Source organism: Streptomyces sp. NPDC087428 (assembly GCF_044744085.1).
Classification (GTDB): Bacteria; Actinomycetota; Actinomycetes; order Streptomycetales; family Streptomycetaceae; genus Streptomyces.
Genome location: NZ_JBIUXR010000011.1, coordinates 189,278 through 204,222 on the forward strand (window position 1 = coordinate 189,278; position 14,945 = coordinate 204,222).

At 71.0% G+C, this 14,945-nt stretch carries 10 protein-coding genes and 2 pseudogenes; 1 reads left to right on the top strand and 11 read right to left on the bottom strand.

What is annotated here, in order from left to right; genetic code table 11:
• Window positions 1-73: 73 nt before the first annotated feature.
• From ACIO3R_RS24505 to ACIO3R_RS24530, 6 genes and pseudogenes are all read right to left on the bottom strand, one after another.
• The gene (locus tag ACIO3R_RS24505; RefSeq protein WP_385036597.1) at window positions 74-571 is read right to left on the bottom strand and encodes a hypothetical protein; all 498 of its coding nucleotides are present in this window, start codon (window positions 569-571) and stop codon (window positions 74-76) included.
• A 142-nt stretch (window positions 572-713) separates the two neighbouring features.
• Complete coding sequence (locus tag ACIO3R_RS24510) at window positions 714-2,834, bottom strand: glycoside hydrolase family 6 protein (protein WP_402108668.1); 2,121 nt, start codon at window positions 2,832-2,834, stop codon at window positions 714-716.
• 186 nt (window positions 2,835-3,020) lie between these two features.
• A pseudogene (locus tag ACIO3R_RS24515) lies at window positions 3,021-3,500 on the bottom strand (cellulose binding domain-containing protein); the annotation flags it as partial.
• 21 nt (window positions 3,501-3,521) lie between these two features.
• A pseudogene (locus tag ACIO3R_RS24520) lies at window positions 3,522-4,313 on the bottom strand (hypothetical protein); the annotation flags it as partial.
• Window positions 4,310-7,063: a glycoside hydrolase family 48 protein gene (locus ACIO3R_RS24525; protein WP_402108879.1), complete on the bottom strand. Its 2,754-nt coding sequence runs from the start codon at window positions 7,061-7,063 to the stop codon at window positions 4,310-4,312. The gene ACIO3R_RS24525 and the pseudogene ACIO3R_RS24520, both read right to left, overlap by 4 nt.
• A gap of 142 nt (window positions 7,064-7,205) precedes the next feature.
• The gene (locus tag ACIO3R_RS24530) at window positions 7,206-8,729 is read right to left on the bottom strand and encodes an endo-1,4-beta-xylanase (RefSeq protein WP_402108671.1); all 1,524 of its coding nucleotides are present in this window, start codon (window positions 8,727-8,729) and stop codon (window positions 7,206-7,208) included.
• A gap of 855 nt (window positions 8,730-9,584) precedes the next feature.
• Between ACIO3R_RS24530 and ACIO3R_RS24535 the strand changes: the two genes are divergently transcribed.
• A complete protein-coding gene (locus tag ACIO3R_RS24535) occupies window positions 9,585-9,956 on the top strand; it encodes an SSI family serine proteinase inhibitor (protein WP_402108673.1) in 372 nt (123 codons plus the stop codon).
• A 63-nt stretch (window positions 9,957-10,019) separates the two neighbouring features.
• On the opposite strand, the gene ACIO3R_RS24540 is transcribed toward ACIO3R_RS24535, so the two are convergent.
• The 5 genes from ACIO3R_RS24540 to ACIO3R_RS24560 form a co-directional block, all read right to left on the bottom strand.
• Complete coding sequence (locus ACIO3R_RS24540) at window positions 10,020-10,178, bottom strand: hypothetical protein (RefSeq protein ID WP_037778359.1); 159 nt, start codon at window positions 10,176-10,178, stop codon at window positions 10,020-10,022.
• 66 nt (window positions 10,179-10,244) lie between these two features.
• Window positions 10,245-11,195: a cytochrome c oxidase assembly protein gene (locus ACIO3R_RS24545; RefSeq protein ID WP_385036601.1), complete on the bottom strand. Its 951-nt coding sequence runs from the start codon at window positions 11,193-11,195 to the stop codon at window positions 10,245-10,247.
• Window positions 11,196-11,314: 119 nt separating this feature from the next.
• Window positions 11,315-12,340: a 6-phosphofructokinase gene (locus ACIO3R_RS24550; RefSeq protein ID WP_385036602.1), complete on the bottom strand. Its 1,026-nt coding sequence runs from the start codon at window positions 12,338-12,340 to the stop codon at window positions 11,315-11,317.
• 143 nt (window positions 12,341-12,483) lie between these two features.
• On the bottom strand, window positions 12,484-13,212 hold the full coding sequence (locus ACIO3R_RS24555) for a glutamine amidotransferase (protein ID WP_363023745.1): 729 nt from the start codon (window positions 13,210-13,212) through the stop codon (window positions 12,484-12,486).
• A 34-nt stretch (window positions 13,213-13,246) separates the two neighbouring features.
• Window positions 13,247-14,485 (bottom strand): MurT ligase domain-containing protein, encoded by a 1,239-nt coding sequence (locus ACIO3R_RS24560; RefSeq protein ID WP_073736190.1) that lies wholly within the window; start codon window positions 14,483-14,485, stop codon window positions 13,247-13,249.
• Window positions 14,486-14,945: the final 460 nt, after the last annotated feature.

The window sequence follows — 14,945 nt, forward strand, 5'->3', positions numbered from 1 at the left end:
GGCGATGAGCTCCTCGGCGCGGCGTCGGCCGGGCCGCGCCCCGCGGGCCCCGGGGCCGGGGCCGTGTCGGAGGTCAGGCGGCGCGGCGCTGTTCGTGGACCGCCTTCATGAGGTCCTCGATGGCGGACCGGGCCTCCACGTCGCGTTCTTCGTCGATCGCTTCGAGCGCGGCGGCCGCGGCCTCGCGGATGTGGTGCGGGAGGTTGTCGGCCGCGGTGAGCCGGTACGCGGCCTCGCGGCGCGCCGTGCGCTCGGCGGGGTGCACCGCGTCGGGGCCGGAGAGCGGGAAGACGGAGACTCCGTAGGCGGATATCCCCAGCACCACCATCTCCCCGATCCCGTCGGCGTACCCGAGGGCGACGGCCTTGCCCCGGTCCTCCTGGATGGTCGTCATCATCCGGCGGCGCGACAGGGCCGTGCCCAGGGCCGCGCCGCCTCCCAGCGAGAGGCCGCAGGTGACGGCGAGGAACGGTCCGTCCCAGACGAGGCCGGTGACTGCTCCGAGTGCCGTGAGGGCGAGGGTCCATCCGACCGCTGCCCGATGGCTTGTCGTCTCCGGTGCGGTGTCCATGGGGGGAGTGTGCCATCCGGTGGTGGCGGAACCGCGTCCGGGCCCGCGGTCCGGCACGGCACCGCCCCCTGCCGGACATCCGGCAGGGGGCGGGCCGAGGGGTGAAACCGGTCAGCCCGGTCGGTTCCCCGGGCGGGGACGGTCAGGGCGCGGTGCCCCAGGCGAGCGCGCCGGTCACGTAGACGCCGATCTTCGGTGCGTCGGCGTAGCTCGTGGTCGTCGAACGGCTGTAGTCGTCCGCCTCGTTGAAGTTGGACCAGTCGCTCTTGTTGAGCCTCAGCTGCATCTCGCCCGTGGAGGCGCCCGCGGCGAGCGTGCCGCTGCCGAAGCCGACCTCCAGGTAGTGGCTGGCACCGGCCGCGGAGCTGCCGGAGGACTGCACACCGTGGGTCAGGTTCCCGCAGCCGATCACCGCGTAGTCGCACGCGGTGCCGAAGGTGGACGCCCCCGCCTCGGGGGTGAACCAGTACCGCACCTTCACCGTGGACAGGTTCACCGCGGTGCTGCCGGTGTTGACCAGTTGCAGACCCATCCGGATCTGGTTGTCGGTGGCGGAGGAGTCGGTGTTCTTGTACTGGACCTTGAGGGCGCCCGTTCCGGTGCCGCCGCCCGCCGACGTGGTGGCGGAGAGCGCGCCGGAGGCCGCCGACACATTGCCGGCCGCGTCCTTGGCCTTGACCGTGTAGCTGTAGGCGGTCGAGGCCGTCAGACCGGTGTCCGTGTACGAGGTCGTGGTGGTGGAGCCCACCTTCACCCCGCCGCGGAACACGTCGTAGCCGGTCACGCCGGTGTTGTCGGTCGACGCGGTCCAGGACAGCGAGACGCTGCCGCTGGTCTTCGCCGTGACGGTCACTCCGGTGGGCGCGGTCGGCGCCTGGGTGTCATTGCCGCCACCGCCGGGGGTGCCGTCGAGCGCCGGGTAGGCGTTGCGGACGAGCTCCTGGAACTGCGCGGAGAACCAGTGACCCGCGAGCGGGGAGTTCGGCAGGGCGCCGGTCAGGTTGTTGCCGTTGCGGCCGTTACCGGTGTACGTGGGGTCGCACATCCGGTCGAAGCCCTTGCCCTCGTCGTTGTCGACAGGGGCGCTGTTTCCGTCCGACTCGCCCGGGGGCTTGGCCCAGACGTAGGCGTCGATGCCGGGCTCGGGGGCGGTGGTGGGACGCTCGCCGATGCCGGCGCCGCTCTGGTTGCACCAGTTGCCGGCGTGGATGCGCCGGTCGACCCGGCCGCCGTCGACATAGGCGTCCACACTGGTCTGCGGCCCGGGGCCGGCGGGCCGGCCGCTGCCGCCCCAGCCGTTGCGGGCCGTGTCGATCAGCATGCCGATGTTCGAGGCGAAGCCCTGGCTCACCAGCTCGGTGCGCAGCGCCTGCGCGAACGACAGCTCATCGACGTAGTAGTTCCAGTCGACCCACTTGGACTGGCGGACCTGGGCGCCGTTCACCGTGTCGCTGACCTTGAAGTTCGGCTCCTTGAGAGCCGAGTAGTTGGCCGTGTTCACGATGAAGCCCGTGACGTCGGCGACCGTGGCGCCCTCCGACGTGGCGGCCTTCTTGAACTCCTGGGCCGCCGGGACGAAGTTGGAGTCCCAGCCCAGCCAGCCGTGGTGGGCGGCGTCGACGTAGTTGTAGACGTTGGGAATGGCACCGAGGGTGTGCAGGGCGTAGCCGACACCCTTCTCGTAGTTGCCGTTCGCCTTCATGGTCGCGCAGGCTTCGGTGGAGCCCGCGGAACCGCCCGCGTTGGTGACCAGGTTCGGCAGCGAGTCCGGCTCGATGATCGTGACGATGCGCAGGTTCGCGTACGCCGGATCGGCGAGGATCTCGGAGATCGGGTCGATGTAGTCGTCCTTGTACCGGTCCAGCTCGGTGGGTCCGAGCTCACCGTTGGACGCCAGCGCGGCGCAGTCCCGTCCCGGCAGGTCGTAGATGACGACCTGGAACAGGGTGGCGCCCTGGTCCAGTGCGGTGTCGAGGTGCTCGCGCAGGCTCATCGCCTGGGCCGAACCCTCGATGGCCGCGATGCGGTCCATCCAGACGAATCCCGGTTCGTCGGCGATGGAGCTGCCGCCCGGTTCGGCCGCGGCCTTGGCGGACCAGTCGGGGTTCACGTATGCCGTGGCGCCCGCATAGGGGTTGTCCACCCGTGCCGCCGCCGAGGCGGGGGTGGGGATGGCGACCGCCAGTGCCGCGCCCATGGCGAGGGCGGAGAGTGCGGCCAGCCTTCGGCGTAGCCCGTGCGTGATGGTGCCTCTGGTTCTCATTGCGGCTCCGTGCTCCTCTCGTACGTCTGCGGAAGCTCCCCGCAGACGGGTTCGTGGGGGTGGTGCTGTCGGCCGCCGTCGGCGGGGACGGGCGGCCGGTGGTACCCCGATGGCGGGTGCAGCGGGGCGGATGGGCGTCCCGCCATCGGGAGTGCGGTGGGGTGGCAGGCCGGGTTCAGCGGCCGGTCACGGGGCGGTGCCCGAGACCAGGGCGCCGTCGATGTACACGGCGACCTTCGAGGTGTCGGCGAAGGCCGTACCGGTGGCCCTGCTGTAGTCGTCGGACTCGTCGAAGGCCGACCAGTCGGCCTTGTTGAGCCGCAGCTGGATCTCACCGGTGGCGGCGCCGGCGGTCAGGCTGCCGCCGGTGAAGCCGACCTCCAGGTAGTGGTCCGCACCCGGTGCGGGGGATTCGGCCGGCCGCACCCGGTGGGTGACGGTGCCGCAGCCGATCACCGCGTAGTCGCACGCGGTGCCGTACGAGGCCGCACCGGACTCACCGCTGAACCAGTAGCGCAGGGAGACCTTGCTCAGATCGACGGGTGTGGTGCCGGTGTTCACCAGTTGGAGGCCGGGCCTGATCTGGTTGTCGCCGGGCGACGCGTCGTTGTTCTTGTACTGGGCCTTGAGCGCGCCGGTCGTCCCGCCGCTCTCCGGCTCCGTGCTCGCGGCGAAGGAGAACTCGTTCATCCCCAGGCCCTGGCCGCCCTGCCAGATCTCGAACCCGGCCTCCGCGTCGATCAGGTAGTGCGCGGGGCTGATCGATCCGCGGCCGACACCGTCGTCGATCAGGCCCTTCACATCGAAGTCGGTGAGTTCGGTGGCGCCGTTCTGCAGCACGTACGAGATCACCTTCCAGCCCGAGGCGCCCGGCCCGGTCCACACGTCCCAGGTCCGGCCGTCGAGCTGGACCGTCGCGGTGCGGGACCCGATCGGCTGGACACCGCCGCGGTGGTTCATCCAGATCATCAGCTCGGTGCCGTCCGGCTGGTCGTCGGTGACCGGCGCCGAGTTGAACCAGAGGTCCATCGACACGTTGTACGCGCCGGAGCCGACCTGGGTGGTCGACCAGTCGGTACGGACGCTGCCCAGCTCGTCGACCCGCAGCGGCAGCCCGCTGTCCGCCGTGCACAGACCCCAGTGGCAGCCTTTGTAGCTGGAGGGATACGTGGCCGGGGCGCCGTTCGTCGGCAGCGAGAACGAGGATGTGGTGACGCTCCAGGCCCCCGTGTCGGGGTCCACGTCGACGCACTGCTCGGACTCGGAGTTCCACTCGTTCTGCTGGTACAGGTACTCCCCGCCCCGGAGTTCGGTGGTCCCCCACGGGGTGCAGTCGGTGACCGGGGCCGCCGAGGCCGGGGAGGCGCCGGTGAGCATCGCCGCCCCGGCGAGGAGGAAGGCTGCCAACGCCCCGGCCAGAGCCGGGAACCGGGGGCCGGTGCGTCCGGCTGCCGTGCTTCTGACGCGGTGGTTGCTCATGGCTCGATCCCCCAGGCAAGTGCCCCGCCCACGTACGCCGCGACCTTCGACGCGTCGCCGTACACGGTGCCGGTGGCGCGGCTGTAGTCGTCGCTCTCGTTGAAGTTCGACCAGTCGCTCTTGTTGAGGCGCAGCTGGAGCTCGCCCGTCGAGGCGCCGCCGGCCAGGGTGCCCGCCCCACCGGTGAAGCCGACCTCCAGATACCGGTCGGCGCCGGTCTTCGCACCGGTCGCGGTGACCACCTTGTGGGTGATGTTCGCCGAGCCGAGCGCGGCGTAGTCGCAGTACGTGCCGAAGGTGCTCGCGCCGCCGTCGGAGGAGAACCAGTACCGGACCGTCACCGTCGACAGGTCGACCGGGGCGCTGCCCGTGTTCAGGACCTGGAGGCCCATCCGGATCTGGTTGTCGGTGGCGGAGGAGTCGGTGTTCTTGTACTGCACCTTCACCGCACCGGTGCCGGAGGAGCCGCCGGACTTCGTGGTGGCGGTGACCGCGGCCGACAGCGGCGAGGTGTTGCCGCCAGCGTCCCGGGCCGCGACGGTGTAGCTGTACTCGGTGGCCGCGGCGAGATCCGCGTCGGTGAACGTCCGGGTGCTCGCGTTCCCCGCCAGCACCCCGTTGCGGTACACGTCGTAGCCGGTCACCGCGACGTTGTCGGTGGCGGCCGACCAGGACAGCGACACACTGCTGCTGGTCGTCGCGGTCACGGTGAGCCCGGCCGGCGCCGTCGGCGCCTCGGTGTCCCCGCCGGTTCCGCCGCCCTCCACCAGCAGCTCCGCGTAGATCGCGAAGGCCAGGGCGAGTGCCGCCTGCGCCCAGAAGCGGTGGTAGGTGAACGAGGGCGCGGCGCCGCCGTCCAGGTAGGCCTGCACCTTCGGCCAGTCCGGGTCGTCCTTGTACCAGCTGCGGAGGTCGATGAACGTCGCGCCCGGTTCGACCGTGTCGCCGTTCGGCATCGTGCCCGACCACCCGGCCGGGATGTACACCTCGTCGTCGAACCGGTTGTAGTCCTTCCTGGTCTCCGGCACCGAGATGCCCTTGTCGGTGGTGTTCAGCGCCATCGCGTCCAGCAGCGCCTTGGCCAGCGCCGCGGCGTCCTCGTCACCCGACTTGGCGGCGTAGTAGGTGAGCGTCTTCACGTACGCGGCGCCCACACCGACGTCGTTGGCGTAGTCCACGACCGAGACGTGCAGGCCCGCGTTGTCCCCGGGGGACGCCGCGTCCCAGGTGTCGGGCTGCCCCGTCCAGCTCAGGGTGGAGGGGAAACGGAACGTGCCGTCGGCGCCCACCGTCGTCTCACCGGAGGCCCAGGCGACCCACTTGGCGAGCACCGCCCGCGCGGACGCGTTGCCGGTGACGTAGTAGTACGCGGCGACGCGCTCCATGCCCCACGCCTGGAAGCCGAACCAGTTGTTGCTCGGCGGGTCGTGGTAGACCGGCTGCCAGTCGTAGGCCATGCCGTAGAACGTGGGCGTCCCGGCCGGCGGCTCGCCGTACGCGCCGTCCCAGCTGTTGGTGCAGCCACCGGCGAAGGCGCCCTCGCTGGACTGCAGCCAGGTCAGGAACTCCAGCTGCCGGGTCAGGCTCTTGGACCAGTCGCCCCTGGCCGTCGCCGACTTGGGGGTCAGCGCCGGTACGTTGGACAGCGCCCAGGCGGAGAGCGGGTTCTGGTAGCCCTGGTGGGAGGCACCGTCGCCGATGCGCCACGCCCAGCCGCCGCCGCTGCCCGCGGCGGCGCCGCCCCAGGCGTAGTACCAGGACAGCAGGTAATGCTGGGAGTCCCGGCCCGACGCGGCGGGGCAGGAGTCCGGGTCGGTGCAGTCACCGATCCGCTTGAAGTACTTGTCGAACATGGCGTAGCGCAGGTAGTCGCCCATCTTGGCGGCCTTCGCCACCGAGGCGGCGACCTCGCTCTCCTTGCCCTGGTCCGAGGCCCAGCGGAACGCCCAGTAGGCGGCCTGCACCGCGCGGGCATCGGCGTCCGGCGCGTTGGTGTACTTCCACTGCTCGGCGTAGCTCGCGTCACCGACGAAGAGATCCAGGTACCCGTTGGGTCCGCCGTAGTTGAAGAGGTCGGTGGTGGGCTGCGGGACCGTCTCCCACACCGACTCCTGCGCACCGCGCTGGTAGGTGTTGATGTACGAGGCTCCGGCGCCCGGACCGGACTCGCCGCCGGTGCCCGGCTTGTTGCCGTACCCGTAGACGTTGTCGAGGTCCATCAGCCAGTGCATGCCGTAGATGTCCATCGTCCCGTAGGACGAGGCGAGTTCGGTGGCGAGCGGGTCGGTGCCGACCGGGACCGACCCGTCGAGGGCGGAGGGGTAGTCGTCCGGCAACGGGTGCTCGGGGGCGTAGGTCGCGGGGGCCCCGGGGTTGTACGCGTCGCTGGTCGGCTGATCGGCGTGCTGCGGGATGATCGTCTTCTCCGCCACCGTCCAGGCCGCGTTGAACGGGGCCCAGTCACCGGTCACCCGCCCGTACGCCGCCTCCAGCCACATCCAGAAGCTGACGGCCTCCGACGTGGTCTCGTGGCCGTGGTCCGGCGCCTCGACCATCAGGGTCTCGACCGAGTGGTACGGGAGACCCTCCGGGCTGAAGTAGCCGTTCGCCGCTGCCTTGATCTTCCCGTACTGGGTCAGGAAGGCCTGGGTGTACGGGTCGTCGGCCGCCGCGGCGCGGGCGCCGCCGGCGGCACCCGGGGTGGCGGGCCCGGCGACGGCGGTGCCCTGTGCCAGGCCCATGGCGAGCAGGCTGCCGCCCAGGGCGCTGCTGAATGTTCTACGTGATATCGACACAAATCCTCCAGTGGCGGGTGTCGTTGGGGAGGGGGGATGGAGGGGTGGGAGGTGAGCGGAGGAGGAGCGGGGAGGCGGACGCGGTGTGCGCCGGCGGTCAGGGCTCGATGCCCCAGGCGAGCTCGCCCCCGGCATAGGCGGTGATCTTCGTGGCGTCCGCGTACGAGGTGCCGTTGTCGTGGCTGTAGTCGTCCGACTCGTCGAAGTTCGACCAGTCCGCCTTGTTCAGGCGCAGCTGGATCTCGCCCGTGGAGGCGCCCGGCGCCAATGTGCCGGCGGTGAAGCCCACTTCGAGGTAGTGGTCGGCGCCGGCCACCGGGGTGGCCACGGCGACGACCCGGTGGGTCACGGTGGAGCAGTCGATCGGGGACCAGTCGCACCAACTGTTGTACGAGGAAGCCCCGTTGTCGGCCGTGAACCAGTACCGGACCGTCACCGACGAGAGGCTGACCGCCGTACCGCCGGTGTTCACGAGTTGGAGGCCCGGCTTGATCTGGTTGTCGGTCCCCGAGCCGTCCCTGTTGCGGTACAGCACCTTCAGCGCGCCAGGGGTGCCGCCCTCCCCGCCGCCCAGCGCGGTCCGTACCGCGTCGTAGGCCGGCTTCGGCGCGAGGTTCTCGTCGTAGAGATTCGCCGCGCCCTCACCGGGGAACGTGCCCGGGATCCAGGAGTACTTGTCCGTGTAGTCCCACACGGTGATGCCCACACAGCGCTCGACCGCGAGGCAGGCCTCGACGACCTGCTGGTAGTAGGAGGACTGGGTGGCCACCTCGGCCGCGTCGGCGGGCAGTTGCATCCGCACGTCGAGCTCGGTGACGGCGACGTCGAGACCGAGATCGGCGAACCTGCGCATGTTCTCCCGCATCTGGTACGGGAAGCCGTACTGAACGGCCAGATGCGCCTGCATCCCGATGCCGTCCAGCGGCACGCCCTCGGCGATCAGCTCGCTCGCCAGGGCGTACATCGCGTCGCTCTTCGCGCCGAGCCCCTCGATGTTGTAGTCGTTGAGGTAGAGCAGGGCGTCCGGGTCCGCGGCGTGCGCGGCACGCAGGGCGGTGGCGATGTAGCCGCTGCCCATGGCGGTGCGGAAGGGGCTCGTGCGGAAGGTCCCGTCCTCGTTGAACGGCTCGTTCACCACGTCCCAGGCGGCGACCGCACCCCGGTAGTGCGTGACCTCCTCGGTGATGTGGTTGGTCATCGCCGCCGCCACCTGCGCCGACGGCAGCGCGCCGACCCAGCCGGGCAGCTGGCTGTGCCAGACGAGGGTGTGGCCGCGCACGGTCTGGCCGTGCTGCCGTGCGAAGTCGGTGACCACGTCGCCCTTGGTGAAGTCGAACCGCCCCTGGGCAGGCTCCGTGGTGTCCCACTTCATGGAGTTGCCCGGGGTGATCTGCCCGAACTCGGAGCCCAGGGTGGCCGCGTACGCTGCGTCGGGCAGTTCGGGATTGTCGGTGGCGGAGCCGAAGTACTTGCCCTGGGCGGCGGCGAGTTCATGCAACGTGCCCTGTTGGGCCGCGGTCGCCGGCCCGCCCACCAGGGTGGTGGCGAGGGCGAGGGCGCCGACCAGGAGGGCCGGGAGCCCTCCGGCGCGGCTGTGCCGACAGCGCTTCACCAAGCTCATGACAAACGCCTTCCTCTGCCGGGCAGCGCGGAACGGGACGGGGAGCGCGGCTGCGCCCCGAACCGCCCGTCTCGTCACCCGGCATTGGGGGAGAAGGGAGGGGAGTGGAGTGTGCAAGTCTTGATTGTGGGAGCGCTCCCAAAGTGGCGTGGTGATAGGCACCTGTCAAGACTTAAATCACAACTGCCTTAAGAGCGCGTTAACTCGGCCACACGTCGAACGGGCCCTGTGCGGAGCCCGGTTGGCGGCCCCCGAGCGTGGAGAGCACGCCCGGCGGCAGACGTTCGCAATCGCGTCCGGGCGGCCGCGTGGAGTCCCGAGAGGAGGTGAGTGGTGACGCTGCGAATGGATGTGTTCGGTGACCGAGGAGGTGAGGGCGCGTCGGTGCCGGACTGCCCCGGACGCCGCCGCCGTACGCCTGCGGGCAGGGGGAGGGGTGCGCCGCGCGGTGAGCGGGAAACGAGGGGAAGTGCCTGTCGGGAGACGCGACGACGCACGGCGAGGGGAGTGTTTGTGTGCGGGTGGCCGACACCTCACAGGTATCGGACCGCGTGTGTACCGTTTGCGACAGAGAGTGACAGTCGGCTGCTTCCGCACACAAGGGACGAGAGGGCCACGAGGCACCCCGGGCGTGCCGTTCCCCGTACGCGAAGGTGTACACGAAGGCCTGCGCGAGGCTTGCGGGTCATCGTGCGCGGTGCGCGCCCGGTCCCTCCGTGCTCCGGCCGGACCCACCCCGCCACCGGGAGGCGGTGCGGGCGGCGCGGCGGCTTGTCACGGCGGCGGCGCCGGGATGGTCTGGCCGGGTCCGCAAGCCCGCGGTCACTCCCGCACGCTCACCCCAGGAGCCCCGCCATGCGTGTGCACGCCGCTCTCGCCGCCGCCGTCCTGCTGCCCTTCGGCGCGGCCGTGCCCGCGGTGGCCGCTCCGGCTCCGGACCGGGGCATCCTGCTGACCGTCTCCGGCAGCGGGAACACCTGGATCCGCGGGCTCGTCCTGCACTGCCCACCCGGTCCCGAGGACCACCACCCCGACGCGGCCGGAGCCTGCGCGGCCCTCGAAGAGGCGGGCGGTGACTTCGACGCCCTCGCCGGTGATCCGCGTCCGTGCACCCACGAGTACGACCCCGTGACCGTCACCGCCCGGGGTGAGGCGGCCGACTGGAAGCGCAGGTTCCCCAGCGCGTGCGCGATGGACGCGGCCACCGGCCCGGTGTTCCGCTTCTGAGCCCGCCGCGCCAGGCCTGGACCGGCCGGGGCCAGGCCGGCCCGAGCCGGGCTCTCACCCGGCTCAGGTCTCGCGGGTGGCCACCATTCCGATCGTTATCAGCCCCAGCACCACCCAGCCGAACCAGAGCCAGCCGTTGCTTCCCAGCGCCACCGTGTAGCCGGTCACCGTCACCAGCGCCCCTACGGTGAGCACTCCCATGGTCTTCGTGGATCCGGACATGCGCGCACGCTCCTCGTCGGCCGCGCGGCCGTGACTGCCATCGTCACCCCGAACGCATGTCCACCGCTACTGTCCGCGCGCCTGCAACGAGGCGAGATACGCGTTGTACGCGTGAAGCTCCTGGTCCCCGTCGCGGTCCGCGGCCCGGTCCGAGCGCTTCGCGGTCCGCTGATCCGAGCGGTACCACTGGAAGACCAGGGCGAGCAGTACCAGCACCGACGGGATCTCGCTGAACGCCCAGGCGATCCCGCCCGCCGCGTTCTGGTCGGACAGGGCGTCGATGCCGAGGGACGCCGACGGGTTCTTGTAGACCTCGACCATGGGCTGGGAGGCCATCATGAGCGCGATGCCGAAGAACGCGTGGAACGGCATCCCGGCGAACAGCTCCAGCATCCGCAGCAGATAACCCGGGCGGTGCGGTCCCGGATCGATGCCCATGATCGGCCAGAAGAAGACCAGGCCGACCCCGAGGAAGTGCAGCATCATCACGAGGTGCCCGGCCGTCGAGCCCATCAGGTAGTCGAAGAGCGGGGTGAAGTACAGGCCGTACAGGCTGGCGATGAACAGCGGGATCGTGAACACAGGATGCGTGATGATCTTCATGTACCGGCTGTGCAGCAGCATCAGCAGCAGCTCGCGCGGCCCTTTCCGGCCACGCGCCGCGACCGGCAGCGCACGCAGCGCGAGCGTCACGGGTGCGCCCAGCAGCAGCAGGATCGGTGACAGCATGCTGATCACCATGTGCTGCACCATGTGCACGCTGAACATGACCATGCCGTAGTCGTTGAGCTTGGTGCACATCACCAGGGCGATGCTCAGCACACCGATGACGAAGAAGACGATCCGGTTGACCGGCCATGCGTCCCCGCGCCTGCGCAGCCGCAGCACCGCGTATCCGTACAGGAGGACGGCGAGCACGCAGCCGATCAGGAAGATCGGGTCCGCGGAGAACTGGAGCCCGCGTCCCAGCGTGAACGGCGGCAGATCCATGTTCATGCCGTGCCCGCTGTGATCCATCTGTTCACTCCTGATGGGGTCGCCGGGACGTCCCCGTTTCGTGCCGGTTGTCCCGACCAGAGTAGAACTGCCCCCGGCCGCGGTTGCGGCCGGGGGCAGTCCTCAGACGGTGGTGTCGTTCAGAGCACGCACTCGGCCTCGGCGTACCGCTCGGCCGGGACCGTCTTCAGGGTCTCCACCGCGTCCGCGAGCGGGACCATGGTGATGTCCGTGCCGCGCAGCGCCGTCATCATGCCGAACTCGCCGCGGTGCGCCGCCTCCACCGCGTGCCAGCCGAAGCGGGTCGCCAGGACCCGGTCGTACGCGGTCGGCGTCCCGCCGCGCTGCACATGGCCGAGGATCACCGGGCGGGCCTCCTTGCCGAGGCGCTGCTCCAGCTCGATGGAGAGCTGGGTGGCCACGCCCGCGAAGCGCTCGTGGCCGTAGACGTCCTTGACGCCCGACTCGAACTCCATGGAGCCCGCGCGCGGCTTCGCGCCCTCGGCGACCACGACGATCGCGAACTTCTTGCCGGCCGAGAAGCGCCGGCCGACCAGCTCGGTCAGCTCGTCGATGTCGAAGGGCCGCTCGGGGACGACGATGGCGTGCGCGCCGGCCGCCATGCCCGAGTGCAGGGCGATCCAGCCGGTGTGGCGGCCCATGACCTCGACGATCATGACCCGCTGGTGGGACTCGGCGGTGGTCTTCAGCCGGTCGAGGGCCTCGGTGGCCACGCCCACGGCGGTGTCGAAGCCGAACGTCACGTCGGTGGAGGCTATGTCGTTGTCGATGGTCTTCGGTACGCCGACGATCGGCAGCCCCGCCTCGGACAGCAGGCTGGCCGCCTTGAGGGTGCCCTCGCCGCCGATCGGGATGATCGCGTCGAGGCCGAGGTCGGCCACGTGGCCCCTGGCCTGTTCCACGCCACCGCGCAGGTGTGCTGGCTGGACCCGGGAGGAGCCGAGGATCGTGCCACCGCGGGCGAGGATGCCGCCGACCGCGTCGATGTCGAGCTTGCGGTAGTCGCACTCCAGGAGGCCCCGCCACCCGTCGTGGAAGCCGATGACCTCGTCACCGTGGTCGACCACCGCACGGTGGACGACGGAACGGATGACCGCATTGAGGCCGGGGCAGTCGCCACCGGAGGTGAGCACACCAATTCGCATTGCCCGGGAAACCTTTGCAACGTGGGCCGACGACCGGACCACGTCGTCCGGCTGGAATCCCGCCACCCTACCGGCGCAGGGTGGCGGGACCGAACCGGGCGTCCGCCTGCTGGACTCCGCTCAGCTGAGCGAATTTCGCCTCATCAGGCGGGCTGTGTCGCCGACGCGATCCGCTCGGCGCGCAGCGCCTCGTACCAGCGGTCGTCGGTCGGCGGCAGCGCGTTCACATCGAGCGCCAGCTTCAGCAGCAGGTCGGCGATCAGCGGGTTCCGCGCCATCACGGGCCCGTGCATGTACGTACCGAAGACGGTGTCGTTGTACGCGCCCTCCGTGCCGTCCCCGGTGCCGTTGCCCCGGCCGAACTGCACCCGGGCGAACGGGCGTGCCGTCGGACCGAGATGGGTGACGCCCTGGTGGTTCTCGAAACCGGTCAGCGGCGGCAGCCCGAGGTGCGGGTCGATGTCCCCGAGCACATCGCCGACACAGCGGTCGCCCTCGCCGCGGGTGGAGACCACGTCGAGCAGTCCGAGACCCTGCTCGCGCTCGCCCAGGTCGTTGACGAACTCGTGGCCGAGGATCTGGTAGCCGGCGCAGACCGAGAAGATGATCGCGCCGTTGGACGCGGCCCTGCTCAGACCGCCGTCGCGGCGCAGCCGCTCCGCGGCGAGCCGCTGCGGACGGTCCTCACCGCCGCCGATCAGATAGATGTCGCCCGACGTGGGAACCGGCTGGTCGCTGCGGACGTCGACGCGCGACACATCGAGACCGCGCTGACGGGCCCGGCGCTCCACCACCAGCGCGTTGCCCTGGTCGCCGTAGGTGCTCAGCAGGTCCGGGTAGACCCACACCAGCCGCAGGCTGTTGTTGCTCATGCTTCGTCCTCTCCGGAGGGGCCCGGGGCCGGGGTCAGTTGCCGACACGACGGCGCAGATCCTGGAAGGCGGTGTAGTTGGCGATGACCTCGATACGGCCGGGAGGTGCCTGCTGCACCGCTTCGTCGAGGTTCTCGCAGACCCGGAAGTCGAGACCGGCCACTTCGAGCCGGACCGCGAGGTCCAGCTTGCGGTCGCCGAGCACGAAGATCGGGTGACCCGCGAGCTGGGTGTAGTCGACGTCCCACAGCCACGAGGTGTCCGTGCCGTCGGCGCCGCGGGCGTTGACGGAGAGGATCACCGGAGTGGGTGGCGGGTCGATCAGCGAGAAGGTCTCCAGCCAGCCCGCCGGGTTCTTCGCCAGCAGGAGCCGCAGCTCACGGTTGAGGAAGGTGACCACGTCGTAGCGGCCGGCGACGGCCTGCACGTGGTACATCCGCTCCAGGGCGACCTGGGGCGGCACTCCGAAGACAGCTGCCACGGCGGCCGAACTGGTGGCGTTGGCCTTGTTGGCGCGGCCGGGCAGCTGGAGGTGGATCGGCCAGGCCGAACCGTGCGGGTCCAGCACGTAGTCACCGTGCAGCACCCAGCTGGGGGGCGGGCGGCGGAATCCGCACTCGCCGCAGAACCAGTCGTCGCCGGGGCGCTGCATCACACCGCCGCAGGACGGGCAGGACCAGGCGTCGTCCTTCCACGCCTGGCCGGCCGCGACCCACACCACATTGGGGGAGGAGGAGGCGGCCCAGACGATCAGCGGGTCGTCGGCGTTGGCGATGATCACGGCCTTCGAGCCGGACAGCCCCTCGCGCCACTTCTCGGCGAGCATCCGGGTCTCCGCGGCCCGGTCCAGCTGGTCGCGGGAGAGGTTGAGCAGCGCGATCACCTTGGGCGTCGTGTCGCGGGCGACCCCGGCGAGGTACTTCTCGTCCACCTCGATCACGCCGTACTGCGCGTCCGAGCCGCCGGCCAGGGCCGAGGTGATGCCCGCGGGCATGTTGGCGCCGAGCGCGTTCGACACGACCGGGCCCGCGGCCCGCAGTGCCTCGGCGATCAGCCGGGTCGTGGTCGTCTTGCCGTTCGTCGCCGACACCAGGATCACGTCCAGGTGCTGTGCCAGCCGCCCGAGCAGGTCGGGGTCGAGCTTGAGCGCCACCCGGCCGCCGATCACCGATCCGCTGCCCCGCCCGGCTGCCCGCGACACCGCCGCAGCGGCCTTGCCCGCCGTCACGGCCAGCTTGGCCCGCGGCGACAACGGCTCCGTGTTGCCTGCCATCGTCCTAGATCCTCCTTGCATCGGTCCGCGCCCAGCCTATCGATGTCCGGCGCGCCGGAGGCACGGCGGCACCGCTCGGGACGTGGAGTTCCGGTGGAATGTGGGCCGGGTGAGGCAACACCATGCCGAAAATCCCTCGGTCACGCAGCTCAGGAGGGGCGTGGTTCTTCGCGGACGTGACCTCGGCCGTGTAGCGGTATCGGTGTCACGCCGGAGGGGCCGAGAGGTCTGACTGCCCGTCATGTCTCACTCCCCGCACCCGTTCCCTGCGGCGCGGGGTCCGCGCCGGGCCGCAGGTGGGGCTCGTCCGCCGCCCGCGGGGCGGGGAGAAGCGCGAGGTGACGGCTCCGCGCGGCGGGGGGGGGGGGGGGGCGCCCCCCCGCCCCCCCCCCCCCCGCGCCGGGGGGGGGGGGGCCCCCACCCCCCCCCCGCCCCGCCGCGGGGGCCCGCCCCGCCACCC